Origin of the sequence: Clostridium boliviensis, assembly GCF_033342255.1 — a bacterium.
In the GTDB taxonomy this organism is placed as follows: Bacteria; Bacillota; Clostridia; order Lachnospirales; family Lachnospiraceae; genus Lacrimispora; species Lacrimispora boliviensis.
Genome location: NZ_JAWONS010000096.1, coordinates 1 through 16,106, shown reverse-complemented (window position 1 = coordinate 16,106; position 16,106 = coordinate 1). Strand labels below are relative to the sequence as shown.

At 41.6% G+C, this 16,106-nt stretch carries 14 protein-coding genes and 1 tRNA gene; 13 read left to right on the top strand and 2 right to left on the bottom strand.

The genetic code is table 11. The annotated features are described in order from the left end of the window. Positions 1-36: 36 nt before the first annotated feature. A tRNA-Glu gene (locus tag RZO55_RS03330) sits at positions 37-108 on the bottom strand. 147 nt (positions 109-255) lie between these two features. Here RZO55_RS03330 and RZO55_RS03325 point away from each other — a divergent pair. Both RZO55_RS03325 and RZO55_RS03320 read left to right on the top strand, forming a co-directional pair. Then, positions 256-1,314, top strand: coding sequence for an acyltransferase (locus RZO55_RS03325; RefSeq protein ID WP_318062865.1), 1,059 nt, complete (start codon positions 256-258; stop codon positions 1,312-1,314). Positions 1,315-1,323: 9 nt separating this feature from the next. Beyond that, positions 1,324-1,509, top strand: coding sequence for a DUF6472 family protein (locus tag RZO55_RS03320; RefSeq protein WP_336624251.1), 186 nt, complete (start codon positions 1,324-1,326; stop codon positions 1,507-1,509). 195 nt (positions 1,510-1,704) lie between these two features. Here RZO55_RS03320 and RZO55_RS03315 read toward each other — a convergent pair whose 3' ends face one another. Next, complete coding sequence (locus RZO55_RS03315; protein ID WP_318062864.1) at positions 1,705-3,168, bottom strand: nicotinate phosphoribosyltransferase; 1,464 nt, start codon at positions 3,166-3,168, stop codon at positions 1,705-1,707. 519 nt (positions 3,169-3,687) lie between these two features. Here RZO55_RS03315 and RZO55_RS03310 point away from each other — a divergent pair. The 11 genes from RZO55_RS03310 to RZO55_RS03260 all read left to right on the top strand — a co-directional run bounded on the left by RZO55_RS03310 (position 3,688) and on the right by RZO55_RS03260 (position 16,052). Beyond that, a complete protein-coding gene (locus tag RZO55_RS03310) occupies positions 3,688-4,431 on the top strand; it encodes a LytR/AlgR family response regulator transcription factor (protein WP_318062863.1) in 744 nt (247 codons plus the stop codon). Positions 4,432-4,439: 8 nt separating this feature from the next. Further along, positions 4,440-5,747, top strand: a complete 1,308-nt coding sequence (locus RZO55_RS03305; protein ID WP_318062862.1) for an ATP-binding protein — start codon at positions 4,440-4,442, stop codon at positions 5,745-5,747. A gap of 185 nt (positions 5,748-5,932) precedes the next feature. After that, positions 5,933-7,117, top strand: a complete 1,185-nt coding sequence (locus RZO55_RS03300) for a thiolase family protein (RefSeq protein WP_318062861.1) — start codon at positions 5,933-5,935, stop codon at positions 7,115-7,117. 30 nt (positions 7,118-7,147) lie between these two features. Then, complete coding sequence (locus RZO55_RS03295) at positions 7,148-7,903, top strand: acetoacetate decarboxylase (protein WP_318062860.1); 756 nt, start codon at positions 7,148-7,150, stop codon at positions 7,901-7,903. Between the two features lie 3 nt (positions 7,904-7,906). Continuing rightward, positions 7,907-8,566 carry a CoA transferase subunit A gene (locus RZO55_RS03290; RefSeq protein ID WP_318062859.1) on the top strand — a complete coding sequence of 220 codons (660 nt, stop codon included), beginning with the start codon at positions 7,907-7,909 and terminating at the stop codon, positions 8,564-8,566. Positions 8,567-8,568: 2 nt separating this feature from the next. After that, on the top strand, positions 8,569-9,225 hold the full coding sequence (locus RZO55_RS03285) for a 3-oxoacid CoA-transferase subunit B (RefSeq protein WP_318062858.1): 657 nt from the start codon (positions 8,569-8,571) through the stop codon (positions 9,223-9,225). An 86-nt stretch (positions 9,226-9,311) separates the two neighbouring features. Then, positions 9,312-9,458, top strand: a complete 147-nt coding sequence (locus tag RZO55_RS03280) for a cyclic lactone autoinducer peptide (protein WP_318062857.1) — start codon at positions 9,312-9,314, stop codon at positions 9,456-9,458. A gap of 13 nt (positions 9,459-9,471) precedes the next feature. Further along, positions 9,472-10,047 (top strand): accessory gene regulator B family protein, encoded by a 576-nt coding sequence (locus RZO55_RS03275; protein ID WP_318062856.1) that lies wholly within the window; start codon positions 9,472-9,474, stop codon positions 10,045-10,047. A gap of 226 nt (positions 10,048-10,273) precedes the next feature. After that, a complete protein-coding gene (locus tag RZO55_RS03270) occupies positions 10,274-10,438 on the top strand; it encodes a hypothetical protein (RefSeq protein ID WP_318062855.1) in 165 nt (54 codons plus the stop codon). Positions 10,439-10,463: 25 nt separating this feature from the next. Beyond that, the gene (gene ileS, locus RZO55_RS03265) at positions 10,464-13,577 is read left to right on the top strand and encodes an isoleucine--tRNA ligase (RefSeq protein WP_318062854.1); all 3,114 of its coding nucleotides are present in this window, start codon (positions 10,464-10,466) and stop codon (positions 13,575-13,577) included. 21 nt (positions 13,578-13,598) lie between these two features. Beyond that, positions 13,599-16,052, top strand: a complete 2,454-nt coding sequence (locus tag RZO55_RS03260; protein WP_318062853.1) for a glycogen/starch/alpha-glucan phosphorylase — start codon at positions 13,599-13,601, stop codon at positions 16,050-16,052. The last annotated feature ends 54 nt before the right edge of the window (positions 16,053-16,106 follow it).

Sequence of the window (16,106 nt, the reverse complement as noted above, 5' to 3'; positions counted from 1 at the left end):
TATAAAGAAAGTTTCGGTCCGCGTTCTATTTAGATATGACCTATCCGGGAATCGAACCCGGGTTTCCGCCGTGAGAGGGCGGCGTCTTAGCCGCTTGACCAATAGGCCGTTTGCCTGTCATCTCTGACAGCTCCATTATAATATCATAGGTATCCCTGTTTGTCTACACTTTTTTTGAAAAAATAAAAAATTGTCAAAATGAGATTTTCTATGTTATACTTTGCAATAGAAAAAAACGGAGGTTTAAGGTGAGGTATGGAACGAAAGAGTCGTAAAATACAGTATGATTATCTGCGTGTAATTGCAGTGATTGCAATTATTATGGTACACTCAATCCCTGCAGAAACAGCCAATAACAGGCAGTGGCTCTTTTTGGCAGCAATCCTGCCTGTGCTTTTGTCATTTGTAGGGATTTATTTTATGCTCAGCGGTCTGTTTCTGCTGGATCATGGAACAGAGAACATTCTGGCGTTTTATAAAAACCGGCTTTGTACGATAGTAATCCCTTTCGGATTCTATACGGGGGTCTATTACATTTATTATAAGGTATATCTGGGAGAGGATAAACTCTCAGTCTTTACCCACGTGAAGAACTGGTTTTTGGACTGGCTGACGGGATCTGTGCCTATGGCTCCCCATCTGTGGTTTATGTATGTGATTCTTGCTTTCTATTTGTGTGCCCCTTTTTTAGCCCGGATGCTCAGATGCATGAATGACCATGAGTTAAAGATTTTTCTGGTTATGATATTTATGATACAGAGCATTCAGGTCTATCTGCCGCCTCTTCATCTTTTAACGGAAGAAGCATTTCAGTATATGATATTTAAGGGCTGGCTGATTTACTTTGTGCTGGGCTATAGCTTAAAACGTTTATTTCATAACAGCCGGTATCTTCCGTTTGCGGCGGTGGGTCTTGCCGGGTTTGCTGTGACGATGTTTCAAAAGTGTTTTACTCCATTGTTTACACCGGGAATTCATGATATGGCCCCCACGATGATTGGGATGGCAGCATGTATTTTTATGTTTTTTGAGCAATACGCAGATGTTTCAATTCCAGGAATAACAAACGCTTTCGGACTTGTCAGCAGACACAGTTATTCTGTGTATCTCATTCATTATCTGGTATTAGGACAGTTATCCACGGCAATCGTGGAAAAAACTTGGATCAGACATTTTTATATTCCCAAAATTCTCTGTCTCACGGCACTGACATTTTTAATTTCTCTGGCTGTGTCCTGGCTGTTTGATGAAACGATACTGAAACTGTTGAAGAGAATTCCGGACTTCATATGGAAACAGGGAAAAGGAAGATAAAGGAGGTTTATGATGGCGAAGAAAAGCAGCTGTGAATATTGTATGTATTATCAATACAATGAAGAGTATGAATGTTATGAATGTGAGATAAATTTAGACGAGGATGAGATGATGCGTTTCTTAAGTGATACACATCAAAGCTGCCCTCATTTTAAATATGGTAACGAATACTCAGTCGTGAAGAAACAGATGTAAATATCCCCATAAAAAGGGAGGAGCCGGTATCCCCTGCGAGGAATACCGGCAATTATGAAAAAAATTCTTATCTCAAAGTATGTTGGCAACATCTTTTTCTGATGATTTCAGTATATCGGTAAATTATGAAGAGAGTTTGTCCGGCATGTAACAATATTGTGACCAGAATGTGAACAATAACAGGATAACGGCAAACTAGGATTCCTGAAAATGATAATTATCCAGAAGTTGGTTTTTCATGTTCCAAAGAGGTCTGGATAAGTCAACGTGAACCTCATGTGGATTTACCAGACGTCTTGATTCATCCCAGAGGGTATCCAGTTCTTTTTTACAGTATGCCTGAATCTCCATCACTGCAGGAGACTCATAGACACATGTTCCGCCTTTAAATACCGAAATCATTAAATCTCTCATGGTATAAGTGTTGGGTGCAAGATGGGTTTTCTTCCAGGTCTCAATAGGATCGAACAAAAGAAGAGACCGGTTTTCCTCATATGCTTCGCCCTCCAGACATATCAGATCTGCAATAATCTTGCCGGTTTCCCTGCTGTAAATCCGTTTAATTGCTTTGTTGCCAGGATTGGTGATCTTCTCTGCATTTTCTGAAAGCTTGATCTTAGGATTGAATTCCCCTGTCTTCCGATCCTGTACAGCCGCCAGTTTGTATACTCCCCCGAACGAAGGACAATCTTTGGACGTAATTAAATTTGTCCCAACTCCCCAGGAGTTAATGGCAGCGCCCTGAATTTTCAAACTGTTAATAAGCGTTTCGTCAAGGTCGTTGGATGCAGAAATTATAGCATCAGGAAAGCCTGCTTCCGTAAGCATTTTCCGTGCTTTTTTTGAAAGATAGGCGAGATCGCCGCTGTCTAAGCGGATTCCATAGCTGGTAAGAGGAATCTTCGCTTCTTTCATCTCCTGAAATACTTTAATGGCATTAGGAACACCGGATTTTAATGTATCATACGTATCCACAAGAAGTATACATGCTTTTGGATAAAGCTTTGCATAGCTGCGGAACGCCGTCAGTTCATCAGGGAAGCTCATGATCCAGCTGTGAGCATGGGTTCCCTTAACAGGAACATCAAACATCTTACCTGCGAGGACATTGGAGGTTCCAACACAGCCTCCGATCATGGCAGCACGGGCACCGTAGATTCCTGCATCAGGTCCCTGGGCGCGGCGCAGACCGAACTCCATGACACCGTCTCCCTCAGCGGCATATACCACGCGCGCAGTCTTTGTAGCAATTAAGCTCTGATGGTTTATGATGGTGAGAAGCGCCGTTTCTACCAGCTGGGCTTCCATGATGGGAGCGATGACTTTTACCAGAGGTTCTCGGGGGAATATGACTGTCCCTTCGGGTATGGCATAAATATCTCCGGAAAAACGAAAGTGAAGTAAGTATTCCAGAAAATCTTCTTCAAACAGTCCGGTAGATCTCAAATATTCAACATCTTCACTTTTGAATTCAAGCTCTTTGATATAATCAATTACCTGTTCCAGCCCAGCGCAGATCGCATACCCGTTTCCGCCAGGGTTGCTGCGGTAAAAGGCATCGAAGATTACGGTCTCGTTGGCATCTTTCTCTTTGAAGTAACCCTGCATCATGGTTAATTCATAGAGATCTGTTAATAAAGTTAAATTGCGCTGGCTCATATTTTGTCTCCTTTATACAAATCCTTTTCGCACATTATACCATATGTTTACAAAAAAACAATTACATTGACAAAAAAATAACGATATCGACAAAAAACAAATAAACAATTAAAATGTACGAATTAAACTGAATGTCAGAATAAACTCATAAAATTTAACAATTATAAAATAAAATATAAAATATTTATGAAATAACTTGCAAATTAAAGGGCGATGTTTTATAATAATATCATCTTCAAAAGATAAACACTTACACCTAATTTTTAAAATTATTTCTATAGAACAGCATCCAGAGAAGTAAATGAATAACCGAAAGAGAGGTATAAAATAACCTGTGGATGAAAACGCGTAGAGCGGGTATCGAATTAAGGAAAGAATTCGGTACCCGCTCTGTTTCTTTGCCTTTTTTAGAAGCAAAAGTGCTAATATTAGTACTCAATAGGTATAATTTTGGCAGTTGGGTTGAAATGGACAGGGAATGAATATAGAATGTAATCGTTTCGGGAAAGGAGGAGAACTATGTTTTTGATTGCTATTTGCGATGACAGCAGAAAAGACTCTGTCAGAATTGCAAAATTTGTAAAAAACTATATGAATTCCGTATCAATTCCATTTCAATTAATCATATTTAAATCTGGAGAAGAGCTCCTTAATTACGACGGGAAATTTGATTTGATATTTCTCGATATTGCATTGACCGGGATCAATGGAATACAGGTGGGTAAAACACTATGGGAAAAGAACAGGAATGTTAAAGTTATCTATACCACAAGTTATAAGCAGTTTTGCAGACAGGCCGTTAATTATGTACATGCATTTGCTTTCCTGGAAAAACCTGTTACAAAGGTAACTGTGGAACGCCAGCTTCGGGAAATCATACAATACATACAGGAAGAGCATGGAAAAATTGAAATAGTTAATTTTGAAGTTTTAGAAGTGACAGAGGCGGGAGAGTTAGAGAGCCGGATAAAGAGTTTTGAAGTAAATGACATCTATTACTTTGAATATATCAATCGAAAAATAAAAATAAAACTTCAAAATGAAGAATATTTTTTTATTGATAAAATGAAAAATTTGACAGAAAAAATGCAAAAATACGATTTTGCTTCCTGTCATCAAAGCGTACTTGTAAATTTAAGACATATAAAAAATATCAAGGGCTATGAAATTTTACTTAATAACGGGGATAAGCTTCCTGTATCTCAGAAAAAGTCAGCTGATTTTAGAAAAAAACTGAATCAGTTCATACAAAATAATGTATAGGTGATCAGATGGATAATTATATAATACTTGCATTTGGAACCTTTATTTCCTGTATGATTAACACAATTATACTTTTTCAGTTTATAGAAGAAAGAAATGAAAGGCTTCTTGATAACCGCTTTCTATACCGTATTGTAAAAACAGGAGTATTTGTCATACTTGTCGCAATTAACGGGTTGGGGCTGCCTGTGGTCAATCTGTTAAGCTGGATTATACTGTTTAATGTGATAAATCATACATTGTATCATAACAGCAATAGAAAATTAATATACAGGCTCTTTGAAATACCAGTTCTTGTGTTGATATTATCATTCTGTGAAACGATTGGTGTGGAGATACTGGAATATGTACTTCTTAAATCTCAGATTCATGGGATTGCGCCAATTATGATAAAAAGTATGGAAATCACATTCTCCAAACTGGTTGTCCTGATCTTTTATTATATGGTGATAACGAAGCTATGGCGTGAGAATATTTCAGAAAAGTATACAAGAACCCAATGTTTAATCCAGATAATCATTATTTTGTTCAGCATGGCAAATCTGGCTGTAATCATAGTTGTTATTTCCAAAGCAACCAGTAAAACAGAACATATTCTAATTCTCATTAATATTGGCTGTATCCTGTTTGCAGATCTGTATTTCTTATATCTGGCAAGATTTGTAGAGGAGAACAACCAGCTTAAAGTTAAATTAAAGCTGTTAGAACAGCAGTCATTGCTGCAATTTGAATTTTATGAAGAACAGAAAGAGAAATATAATGAATCTATTAAAATACTCCATGATGTAAACAAGCATCTGAATATGATAGAGGTCATGTATCGGGCAAGAGAACATCAGACAGCATTTAACTATGCGCAGGAAATAAGTAAAATGCTGATTCCATTATCACTGGAGGATTATACTAATAATCCTATTTTAAATGTAATATTAAATGATAAGAAAAAGATTGCCAACTATCATAAAATTGATTTTAATCTGGTAATAGGAATTGTTGATCTTGCATTTATGGAGCCAATTGAAGTGACAACAATATTCGGAAATCTGCTGGATAATGCAATTGAAGCATGCGATGAAGTTCCAGAAGATAGATTTATTAAAATGAGGCTTGATAAATATAATGGGTTCACGGTGATTAATATTGCCAACAGTACTATGCCTGTTGAAAAGTGGCATCATGGTAAACCAGTTTCAAAGAAAGGGAAAAATCATGGAATCGGACTGTTAAATGTGGAACAAGTAATTAAGAAATACAATGGCTGTATGGTACTGGAGGAAAACTACAATATTTTCACCTGCAAAATCATCTTTAATTAAAACGCAACCTGACTGATTAAAAACCAGATCAGGCTGCGTTTTTTATTTGTTTCAGGTTTGAAACACTCAATATTTTGTAGATTATACATAAAAACTGTAATTTGTGCGACTTTTGTTGAAAAATAAAACAAGAAGTAGGAAAATGTGGCTGTAAAAAGATAAGGAACAGAAAGGAGTAAAAAAATATGAAAAAAGTAGCTTTAGTAACCCCTGCAAGAACTGCTGTTGGTTCCTTTAACGGTACACTTTCTTCCTTAAGCGCTTCGGAACTGGGAACTGCTGTTATACGGTCTTGTCTTGACCAAAGTAAACTGGAGGGATCTCTTCTTGATGCTGTATATCTGGGAAATGTGCTTCAGTCAGGTTCTGGACAAAATCCTGCCAGACAGGCAGCATTCCATGCTGGAATACCGGTGGAAGTCCCCGCGTCTACTGTGAACACCGTCTGTGGTTCCGGACTTCATACCGTTGCGCTGGCCTGTGATTCTATTATGGCAGAGCAGAGCAGACTTATATTAGCCGGAGGCATGGAGAGCATGACCAATGCACCTTTTCTCCTGCGAAAAGCAAGAAACGGCTACCGGCTTGGAAATGGAGAACTGGTGGACAGTCTGGTGTCGGACGCACTTACGTGTGCGATACATAATAACCATATGGGAATCACTGCGGAAAATGTGGCAAAAAAATATAACGTGTCCAGACTTGAGCAGGATGAGTTTTCCTATAACAGTCACAGAAAGGCAGCAGAGGCAGGAAATGCCAAGCTTTTTGATCAGCAGATTGTACCAATAACAGTAAAAAAGAAAAAAGAGGAAATCTGTTTCTCCGCGGATGAACATATCAGGATGGATACCACCAGGGATAAGCTTTCACAATTAAGGACTGTATTTCAATCAGATGGAACCGTTACAGCCGGAAATGCTTCTCCAATCAGTGACGGTGCAGCTGCCATGCTCGTCGCATCAGAAGATGCATGCAAAGAGTATGACTTAAAGCCAATGGCTTATATCAAAGGATATTCACTGGTAGGAGTTGATCCTGCGTATATGGGGATTGGCCCTGTAAAGGCTGTTTCCACACTTTTGAAAAAGCAGGGATTATCCATGCATGATATTGATCTGCTGGAGTTAAATGAAGCATTTGCGGCACAGTCAGTAGCAGTGACAAGAGAACTTGGAGTTGATATGGAAAAGGTGAATGTGAATGGCGGGGCAATAGCCATCGGTCATCCTCTTGGAGCCAGTGGTGCCAGGATACTGGTCACTCTGGTGCATGAGATGGTGCGAAGATCCTCCCACTATGGTATAGCAGCACTGTGTATCGGCGGAGGTATGGGAATTGCCATGCTGGTAGAAAATGCCTGTAATTAAAATGTTTTTCATATAGAAAGGAAGATGTTTATGAAGGAAGAAGAGATTCTTTTACTGCAATCGATGCCTGCCGCAAGTGCCAGCTATGGACGCCCTCCATGCCGCTTTATAAACCGGGAATATTTCACCGTCAGTTATGAATCAGACCCGGGGCTGATCCGTAAGGCTGTACCGGAACCACTTGAGCCGGATGGAAGTAATCGGGTGCTGTATGAATGGATCTGTATGCCGGATTCATCCGGACTTGGCGTTTATGAAGAAAGCGGGATTGTCATTCCCTGCACATTCAATGGTAAAGCCTGTAATTTTACCGCACAGATGTATTTAAATAACGGTCCTGCCATACTTGCAGGGCGTGAAATATGGGGATTTCCAAAGAAGTGGGGACAGCCCCATCTCAGGGTGGAAGATACTGAGACATTAACCGGAACTTTAACATACAACAACATCCTTGTGGCAATGGGAACCATGCCGTTTAAATACCATCCCCTTGATAAAATAGAAGTAGCACAGAATCTGGGGAAAACACAGGTTAATTTAAAGCTGATTCCGGATGCGGACGGCAGCCCGAAGATTGCCCAGCTTGTGGCGTATCATCTGGAAGATATCCTTTTAAAGGAAGCCTGGTCTGGTCCTGCAAGAATTCATTTAATTCCCCATGTCAATGCGCCGGTAGCAGATCTGCCGGTCAGAGCCTGCCTGGGGGGAACCCATATTGTAGCAGATCTGACCTTACCCTATGGAAGCGTGATCTATGATTATCTGAATGAAGAAAGGAGGAAGTAAGATATGAAAAGCAAGTTGCTATCAGCCGAAGAGGCGGTGAGAATAGTCAAGTCCGGTGACTCGGTCATGGTCGGTGGATTTCTCGCAGGTGGTCATCCGGAAAAACTGGTGAATGCGCTTTTAAACACCAGTACTGCCAGAGACCTTACCATTATATCCAATGACACAGGTACAAAGGAATTATCCATCTATCAGTTGGTAAAAAGCGGGCGTGTAAATCGGATTTTTGCCTCTTATATTGGTTCCAATCCGGAAACAGGAAGACTCATGATGTCTGGAGAAGCCCGGGTGCAGCTATTTCCCCAGGGCACCCTTGCTGAAAAAATACGCGCGGGCGGTGCTGGTCTTGGGGGTGTATTAACGCCGGTCGGTTTAGGTACAGTGGTAGAAGAAGGAAAGAGAAAGATAGAGATTGGTAACAAAAACTATCTGCTTGAAATGCCTCTCAAGGCGAATGTTGCGTTTATTAAGGCACAAAAAGCGGATGAGACCGGAAATCTCATCATTAACGGTTCTTCCCGAAACTTTAATGTTGTAATGGCAACAGCTGCAGATTATGTAATTGCAGAAGTGGATGAATACGTAAAGGCGGGGGAAATTGATCCGAATTTCGTGACGGTTCCCGGAATTTTTATCAATAGCATAGTAAAGGTGGGCCGGTGAGAATGAATAAAAGAGAATTGATTGTAAAGAGAATTGCAAAGGAACTAAAAGACGGAGATGTAGTAAATCTTGGAGTCGGGATGCCGACTATGGTTGCCAACTACATTCCGGATGATATACATATTATGCTGCAGGCGGAAAACGGTATCCTGGGCGTGGGTCCCAATGCCGGACAGGAGGCAGAAAACCTGGATTGCATTGATGCAGGCGGAAATTATGTAACAACTGTAAAAGGCGCCAGCTATTTTGACAGTTCATTTTCATTTTGTATCATTCGGGGAGGCCACGTAGATGTCACCGTTCTGGGTGCACTGGAGGTTGATGAGAAAGGCGATGTGGCAAACTGGATGATTCCCGGAAAAAAAGTGCCTGGAATGGGAGGTGCCATGGACCTTGTGGTAGGCGCGAAAAAGGTGATTTTAGCCATGGAGCATGTAAACAAAGACGGAGCTCCCAAGATACTGAAAAAATGCAGACTTCCATTAACTGCCGTTCATGTGGTAAAGACCATTGTTACGGATATGGCTGTCATGGATGTTGACCCGGACAAAGGACTTGTGTTAAAGGAAATCGCTCCTGGCCTGACAGTAGAAGATGTCCAGAATGCAACAGAGGCCCGTCTTAACGTATCACCGGACTTAAAGGTGATTCATGTATAAAATTCAGTACCTGTTTCCATGACTGTATAATCCGTAAAAAACAGTCATATAGTGATAAAAATAATAAGAAGAAAGAAGGCAATACTATGAAACAAGAATTAAAAAAATTAACTTATAAAATCGCATCAGGTATTTTATTAAACTCCGCAAAAAAAGAAGTTAACAGCTCCTGCTTTTTTATCGGCTATCAGCCTGAAATACCAGACACAGCTAAGAAATTAAGGAAATTCTAAGGCGAAAATTGAGATGATAAGAGTGGAAGAAGCGTTTGTGAAAAAACTGGTATCTAATGAAATTATCTCCTGCAGTGAGGCAGATATCTATAAATTCGGAATGGAGTGTTTCCTGTTAAAAATTATTCATTGTGTTTCGTATTTTATCATTGCTGCCTGTTTTCAGATGGTGCCCGAATTAATCGTCATAGGCAGTATCTTAATCCCGTTAAGAAGAAATGCAGGCGGGTATCATGCAAGGAGTAAAACAGGCTGTTATCTGTTTTCCTGCTGTTACATAGCGATACTGCTCTTTTTGTCTGAAGCTGCAATCCGTCCATTGTTCTGGTGGGGAGCACTTACCATTGCAGATGCAGTTCTCTATTTCAAGAGTCCTGCAGATAATGAAAATAAAAGACTGGACAAGGCAGAGGTGGAATACTTCCGAAAAAAAACCAGATATCTGCTGATTGGGGCAAATGCAGCCTGTATGGCATTGACTGCACTAGGCTTCTGTCACATAGGAAATCTTTTTCAGTGCGCAGTCTGCGCAGCGGCATTCCTGCTGGTGCTCCATGATCTGCAGGAGGCAGCGGTCCGGTTTTTATAAAGAAATGCGCGAAAGGAGGGGCTGTCCTCCTTTGGCGCATTTTTCTAAACCAGTAAGCAGTGGAAGGAGAAAACAAAAATAACCTTGACATTTCTTTTTCTGATCCCTATAATTAGTAGACATATAAGGTGTTAACCTCCTTATAATAGAAGAAAGACTTTGATGGAGACAGTAGGACCGTACGAAATTGACAGAGAGCCGGGGAGGGTGGAAACCTGGTGAGAGTATGATGGATCCGAACATCACTCCGGAGTTTCCGGCTGAATACATTTTAGTAGGTCAGGACGTAGTTTCTGCGTTAAAGAATAGCATATGTTTGTATGCGGTATTAGGTGGTATAACGAAGAATGAGAGCAGCCTTCGTCCTGATTACAGGATGGAGGTTTTTTGATTAAAATCAAATGGAGGTTATGAAGATGTACAAAAAAGTCCCTACAGATTTAAATTTTGTGGAGAGAGAAAAGGAAATTGAAAAGTTTTGGGAGGAGCATGATGTATTCCAGAAGAGTATGGATAACCGAAAGGAAGCAGAAACCTATACCTTCTATGACGGACCGCCAACTGCCAATGGTAAGCCCCACATCGGTCATGTATTAACCCGTGTTATTAAGGATATGATTCCCAGATACCGCACCATGAAAGGGTATGATGTACCCCGTAAAGCAGGCTGGGATACCCACGGACTGCCGGTAGAACTGGAAGTAGAAAAGAAGCTGGGACTTGACGGCAAAGAACAGATAGAAGAATATGGTCTCGAGCCATTTATCAAATACTGCAAGGAAAGTGTGTGGCAGTATAAGGGCATGTGGGAAGATTTTTCTAAGACAGTCGGCTTCTGGGCAGATATGGACGATCCCTATGTTACCTATGATAACAATTTTATTGAATCCGAATGGTGGGCATTAAAGCAGATCTGGGAGAAAGGGCTTTTATACAAAGGCTTTAAAATCGTTCCCTATTGCCCCCGCTGCGGAACTCCTTTATCCAGTCATGAGGTTGCCCAGGGATATAAAGATGTAAAAGAGCGCTCTGCAATTGTAAGATTTAAGGTGAAAAACGAGGATGCATTTATTCTTGCATGGACCACAACACCATGGACACTTCCTTCCAACGTGGGACTTTGTGTCAATCCATCCGAAACTTATGTTAAGGTACAAAGCGGTGATTATACCTATTATATGGCAGAGGCTCTCTGCGGGAAAGTGCTGGGAGAAGACTTTAAGGTTTTAGAGAAATTTACTGGTAAAGATCTGGAATTTAAAGAATATGAGCCACTCTTTGATTTTGTAAAACCAAATAAAAAGGCATTCTATGTTACCTGTGACAATTATGTTACCTTAACAGACGGTACCGGCGTGGTTCATATTGCTCCTGCCTTTGGTGAAGATGACTCCAAGGTCGGAAGAAAATACGATCTTCCTTTTGTGCAGCTGGTAAATGGTGCAGGTGAGATGACAGAAGAGACCAAATGGGCAGGTACATTCTGTAAGAAAGCAGATCCGCTGATTTTAACAGACTTAGAAGAGAGAGGATTGCTGTTTGCAGCTCCGGTATTTGAGCACAGCTACCCCCACTGCTGGAGATGTGATACTCCGCTCATCTACTACGCAAGAGAGTCCTGGTTCATCAAGATGACGGCTGTAAAGGACGACTTAATCCGCAACAACAATACCATTAACTGGATACCGGAGAGTATTGGAAAAGGCCGTTTCGGCGACTGGCTGGAGAATGTTCAGGACTGGGGGATCAGCAGGAACCGTTATTGGGGAACTCCTTTAAATGTGTGGGAATGTGAATGCGGCCATCAGCATTCCATCGGCAGTATTGAAGAATTAAAGAGTATGTCTGACAACTGCCCGGATGACATTGAGCTTCACCGTCCTTATATCGACGCAGTTACCATTACCTGTCCGGAGTGCGGCAAACAGATGAAGCGTGTGCCGGAAGTAATTGACTGCTGGTTTGATTCAGGTTCCATGCCTTTTGCACAGCATCATTACCCATTTGAAAACAAGGATTTATTTGAGAAGCAGTTCCCGGCAGATTTTATCTCTGAAGCGGTGGATCAGACAAGAGGCTGGTTTTACTCCCTTCTTGCCATCTCAACCCTGATTTTCAATCAGGCACCTTATAAGAATGTAATCGTACTGGGTCATGTACAGGATGAGAACGGACAGAAGATGAGTAAATCCAAAGGCAATGCCGTGGATCCATTTGAAGCACTGGAAACCTACGGGGCTGATGCCATCCGCTGGTACTTCTACGTAAACAGTGCACCATGGCTTCCAAACCGGTTCCATGGGAAGGCAGTTATGGAAGGACAGCGTAAATTCATGGGAACTTTGTGGAACACATATGCATTCTTTGTGCTCTACGGAAATATTGATGATTTTGACCCGACAAAATACGAACTTGATTATGAAAAGCTGCCGGTTATGGATAAATGGCTTTTATCCAAATTAAACAGCCTGATAAAACAGGTGGATTCTTATCTTGGCAATTATCAGATTCCGGAATCTGCAAGAGCGCTGCAGGAATTTGTGGATGACATGAGCAACTGGTATGTGCGCAGAAGCAGAGAGCGTTTCTGGGCAAAAGGTATGGAGCAGGATAAGATCAATGCCTATATGACTCTTTATACTGCGCTCGTTAATGTAAGCAGGATTGCAGCTCCTCTCATTCCGTTTATGACGGAGCAGATTTATCAGAATCTGGTCTGCAGTGTGGACAGCTCCGCTCCGGAAAGCATTCATCTGTGTGATTATCCGGTGGCAGAAGAGACTTTTATTGACAAACAGCTGGAAGTAGATATGGATGAGGTTTTAAAAATAGTAGTTATGGGCCGTGCAGCCAGAAATACTGCCAATATTAAGAACCGCCAGCCAATTGGCCAGATGTTTGTAAAGGCTCCCCATGTACTTCCTGTATTTTATCAGGAGATCATAGAAGAAGAGCTGAATGTAAAAGCAGTTGTATTTAAAGATGATGTAAGAGATTTCACATCTTACAGCTTTAAACCGCAGTTAAAGACCGTTGGTCCGAAATACGGAAAACAGCTGGGAAGCATTAAGAAAGCTCTGGCAGAGATCAATGGCAATGAGGCAATGGACACACTGAACCAAAAAGGTGCTCTTACCTTTACGTTTGATGGAACTGATGTGGTGCTTACAAAAGAAGATTTACTCATTGACACAGCGCAGATGGAAGGATATGTATCAGAGGGAGACAACAGCATTACGGTTGTACTTGATACCAATTTAACACCGGAGCTTTTAGCAGAAGGATTTGTGCGGGAGCTGATCAGCAAGATACAGACGATGCGTAAGGAAGCCGGATTTGAGGTTACTGACCATATTACGGTTTACAGCAAAGACAATGAGAAAATCGAGAGTATTTTAAAGGCTCATGAAAAAGACGTTAAGAACGAGGTGCTTGCAGACGATATCATATTAAACAAAGCCGCAGGCTATGTGAAAGAATGGAGCATTAACGGCGAGAATGTAACCTTAGGCGTGGAAAAGATCCAGTAGACAGTCAGGAGGTCTTGTGGAATGAGCATGGGATTTGATAAGGAAACCTTTAAAAAGAGTGTTTTGTTTAACATGAAGAACGTGTTTCGTAAAACAGTAGATGAGGCAACGAAGGAACAGATGTACCAGGCAGTCGCCTATGCAGTGAAGGACGTGATCATAGATGAATGGATCGCAACCCACAAAGAGTACGAGAAACAGGATGTGAAAACTCTGTATTACCTGTCCATGGAGTTTTTAATGGGCCGTGCTCTTGGCAACAGCATCATAAGTTTCATGGCACTGCCGGATGTGAAGGAAGTGTTAGAGGAACTTGGGTTTGACTTAAATGCAATTGAAGACCAGGAGCCGGATCCGGCTCTTGGTAACGGAGGGCTTGGCCGCCTTGCGGCATGCTTTCTTGATTCACTGGCAACATTGGGGTATCCGGCTTATGGCTGCGGAATCCGCTATCGTTACGGCATGTTTAAACAGAAGATCGAGAACGGTTACCAGGTGGAGATCCCAGATGACTGGCTGAAAAACGGATATCCCTTTGAGGTCCGGAGGGCAGAATATGCCACAGAGGTCAAATTTGGCGGATATGTGAAGGTGGTCTGGGAGAACGGAAAGGAACGTTTTGTACAGGAAGGCTGTCAGTCGGTTCTTGCAGTTCCTTACGACATACCGATTATCGGATATGGTAATAATGTGGTAAATACCCTGCGCATCTGGGATGCCCAGGCCATTAATACCTTCAGTCTGGATTCTTTTGATAAAGGGGACTATCAAAAGGCAGTGGAACAGGAGAACTTAGCGAAAACCATTGTTGAAGTCCTCTATCCCAACGATAATCATTACGCAGGCAAAGAACTGCGCTTAAAACAGCAGTATTTCTTTATCTCTGCAAGTGTGCAGAGAGCAGTTTTAAAGTACTTGGAAAACCACGATGATATTCATAAATTCTACGAGAAAAACGTATTTCAGTTAAATGACACCCACCCGACGGTAGCTGTACCGGAGCTGATGCGCATTCTCCTTGACGATTATGGGCTGAGCTGGGAAGAGGCGTGGGAGATCACCACAAAGACCTGTGCTTATACCAACCACACCATTATGTCAGAGGCTCTGGAAAAATGGCCCATCGAGCTGTTTTCCAGACTTCTTCCCAGGATTTATCAGATCGTGGAAGAGATTAACCGTCGCTTTCAGCTAAAGATTGGCGAAATGTATCCTGGAAACCAGGATAAAGTTCGAAAAATGGCCATTGTTTATGACGGTCAGGTACGGATGGCCAATCTTGCCATTGTAGGAGGCTTTTCTGTTAACGGTGTAGCCAGACTTCATACCGAGATTCTAAAGAATCAGGAGCTGAAGGATTTCTATGAGATGATGCCGGAGAAGTTTAATAACAAAACCAATGGAATTACCCAGAGACGTTTTCTTCTCCATGGAAATCCGCTTTTATCAGAGTGGGTGACAAAGAAAATCGGTAATGAATGGATCACCAATCTGCCTCACATACATCGGTTGGCTGTCTATGCAGAGGACCCCAGATGTCAGCAGGAATTTATGGATATTAAATACCAGAACAAGGTCCGGCTGGCCAGCTATATTAAGGAACATAACGGTATAGAGGTGGATCCCAGATCTATATTTGATGTGCAGGTGAAGCGTCTTCACGAGTACAAACGCCAGCTGATGAATATACTCCATGTAATGTATTTATACAATCAGCTGAAGGATAATCCCAATTTAGATATGATTCCCCGGACATTTATCTTTGGAGCCAAGGCTGCTGCCGGATACCGCAGGGCGAAGCTGACCATCAAGCTGATCAATTCCGTGGCAGAAGTGATTAATAACGACAGGAGCATCAGCGGAAAAATCAAGGTGGTTTTTATTGAAGACTATAAGGTGTCCAATGCAGAAATCATTTTTGCTGCCGCAGATGTCAGCGAGCAGATATCCACAGCCAGCAAGGAGGCATCTGGTACCGGAAACATGAAATTCATGTTAAACGGTGCTTTGACTCTGGGAACCATGGATGGCGCCAACGTGGAGATTGTGGAAGAAGTGGGAGCGGAGAATGCATTTATTTTCGGCATGTCTTCCGATGAAGTGATCCGTTATGAGCGGGAAGGCGGCTACGATCCCATGGAGATTTTCAACAATAACTATGAGATCCGCAGAGTTCTGATGCAGTTAATAAACGGCTATTATTCGCCTCAGGATCCGGAGCTGTTTCGTGATATCTATAATTCACTGCTTAATAACATAAGCAGTGACAGGGCAGATACGTACTTTATATTAAAGGATCTTCCTTCTTATGGGGAGGCCCAGAAACGGATTGACCAGGCATACAGGGATGAATCATGGTGGGCCAAAGCAGCTATTTTAAATGTAGCTAACAGTGGTAAATTCACATCAGACCGTACGATTACGGAGTATGTCAGAGATATCTGGCATTTGGAAAAAGTGAATGTAGAAATGTAGAATAAATGAACGTGACAGGAAAAGCGTTCCGGAAGTGATTCCGGAGCGCTTTTT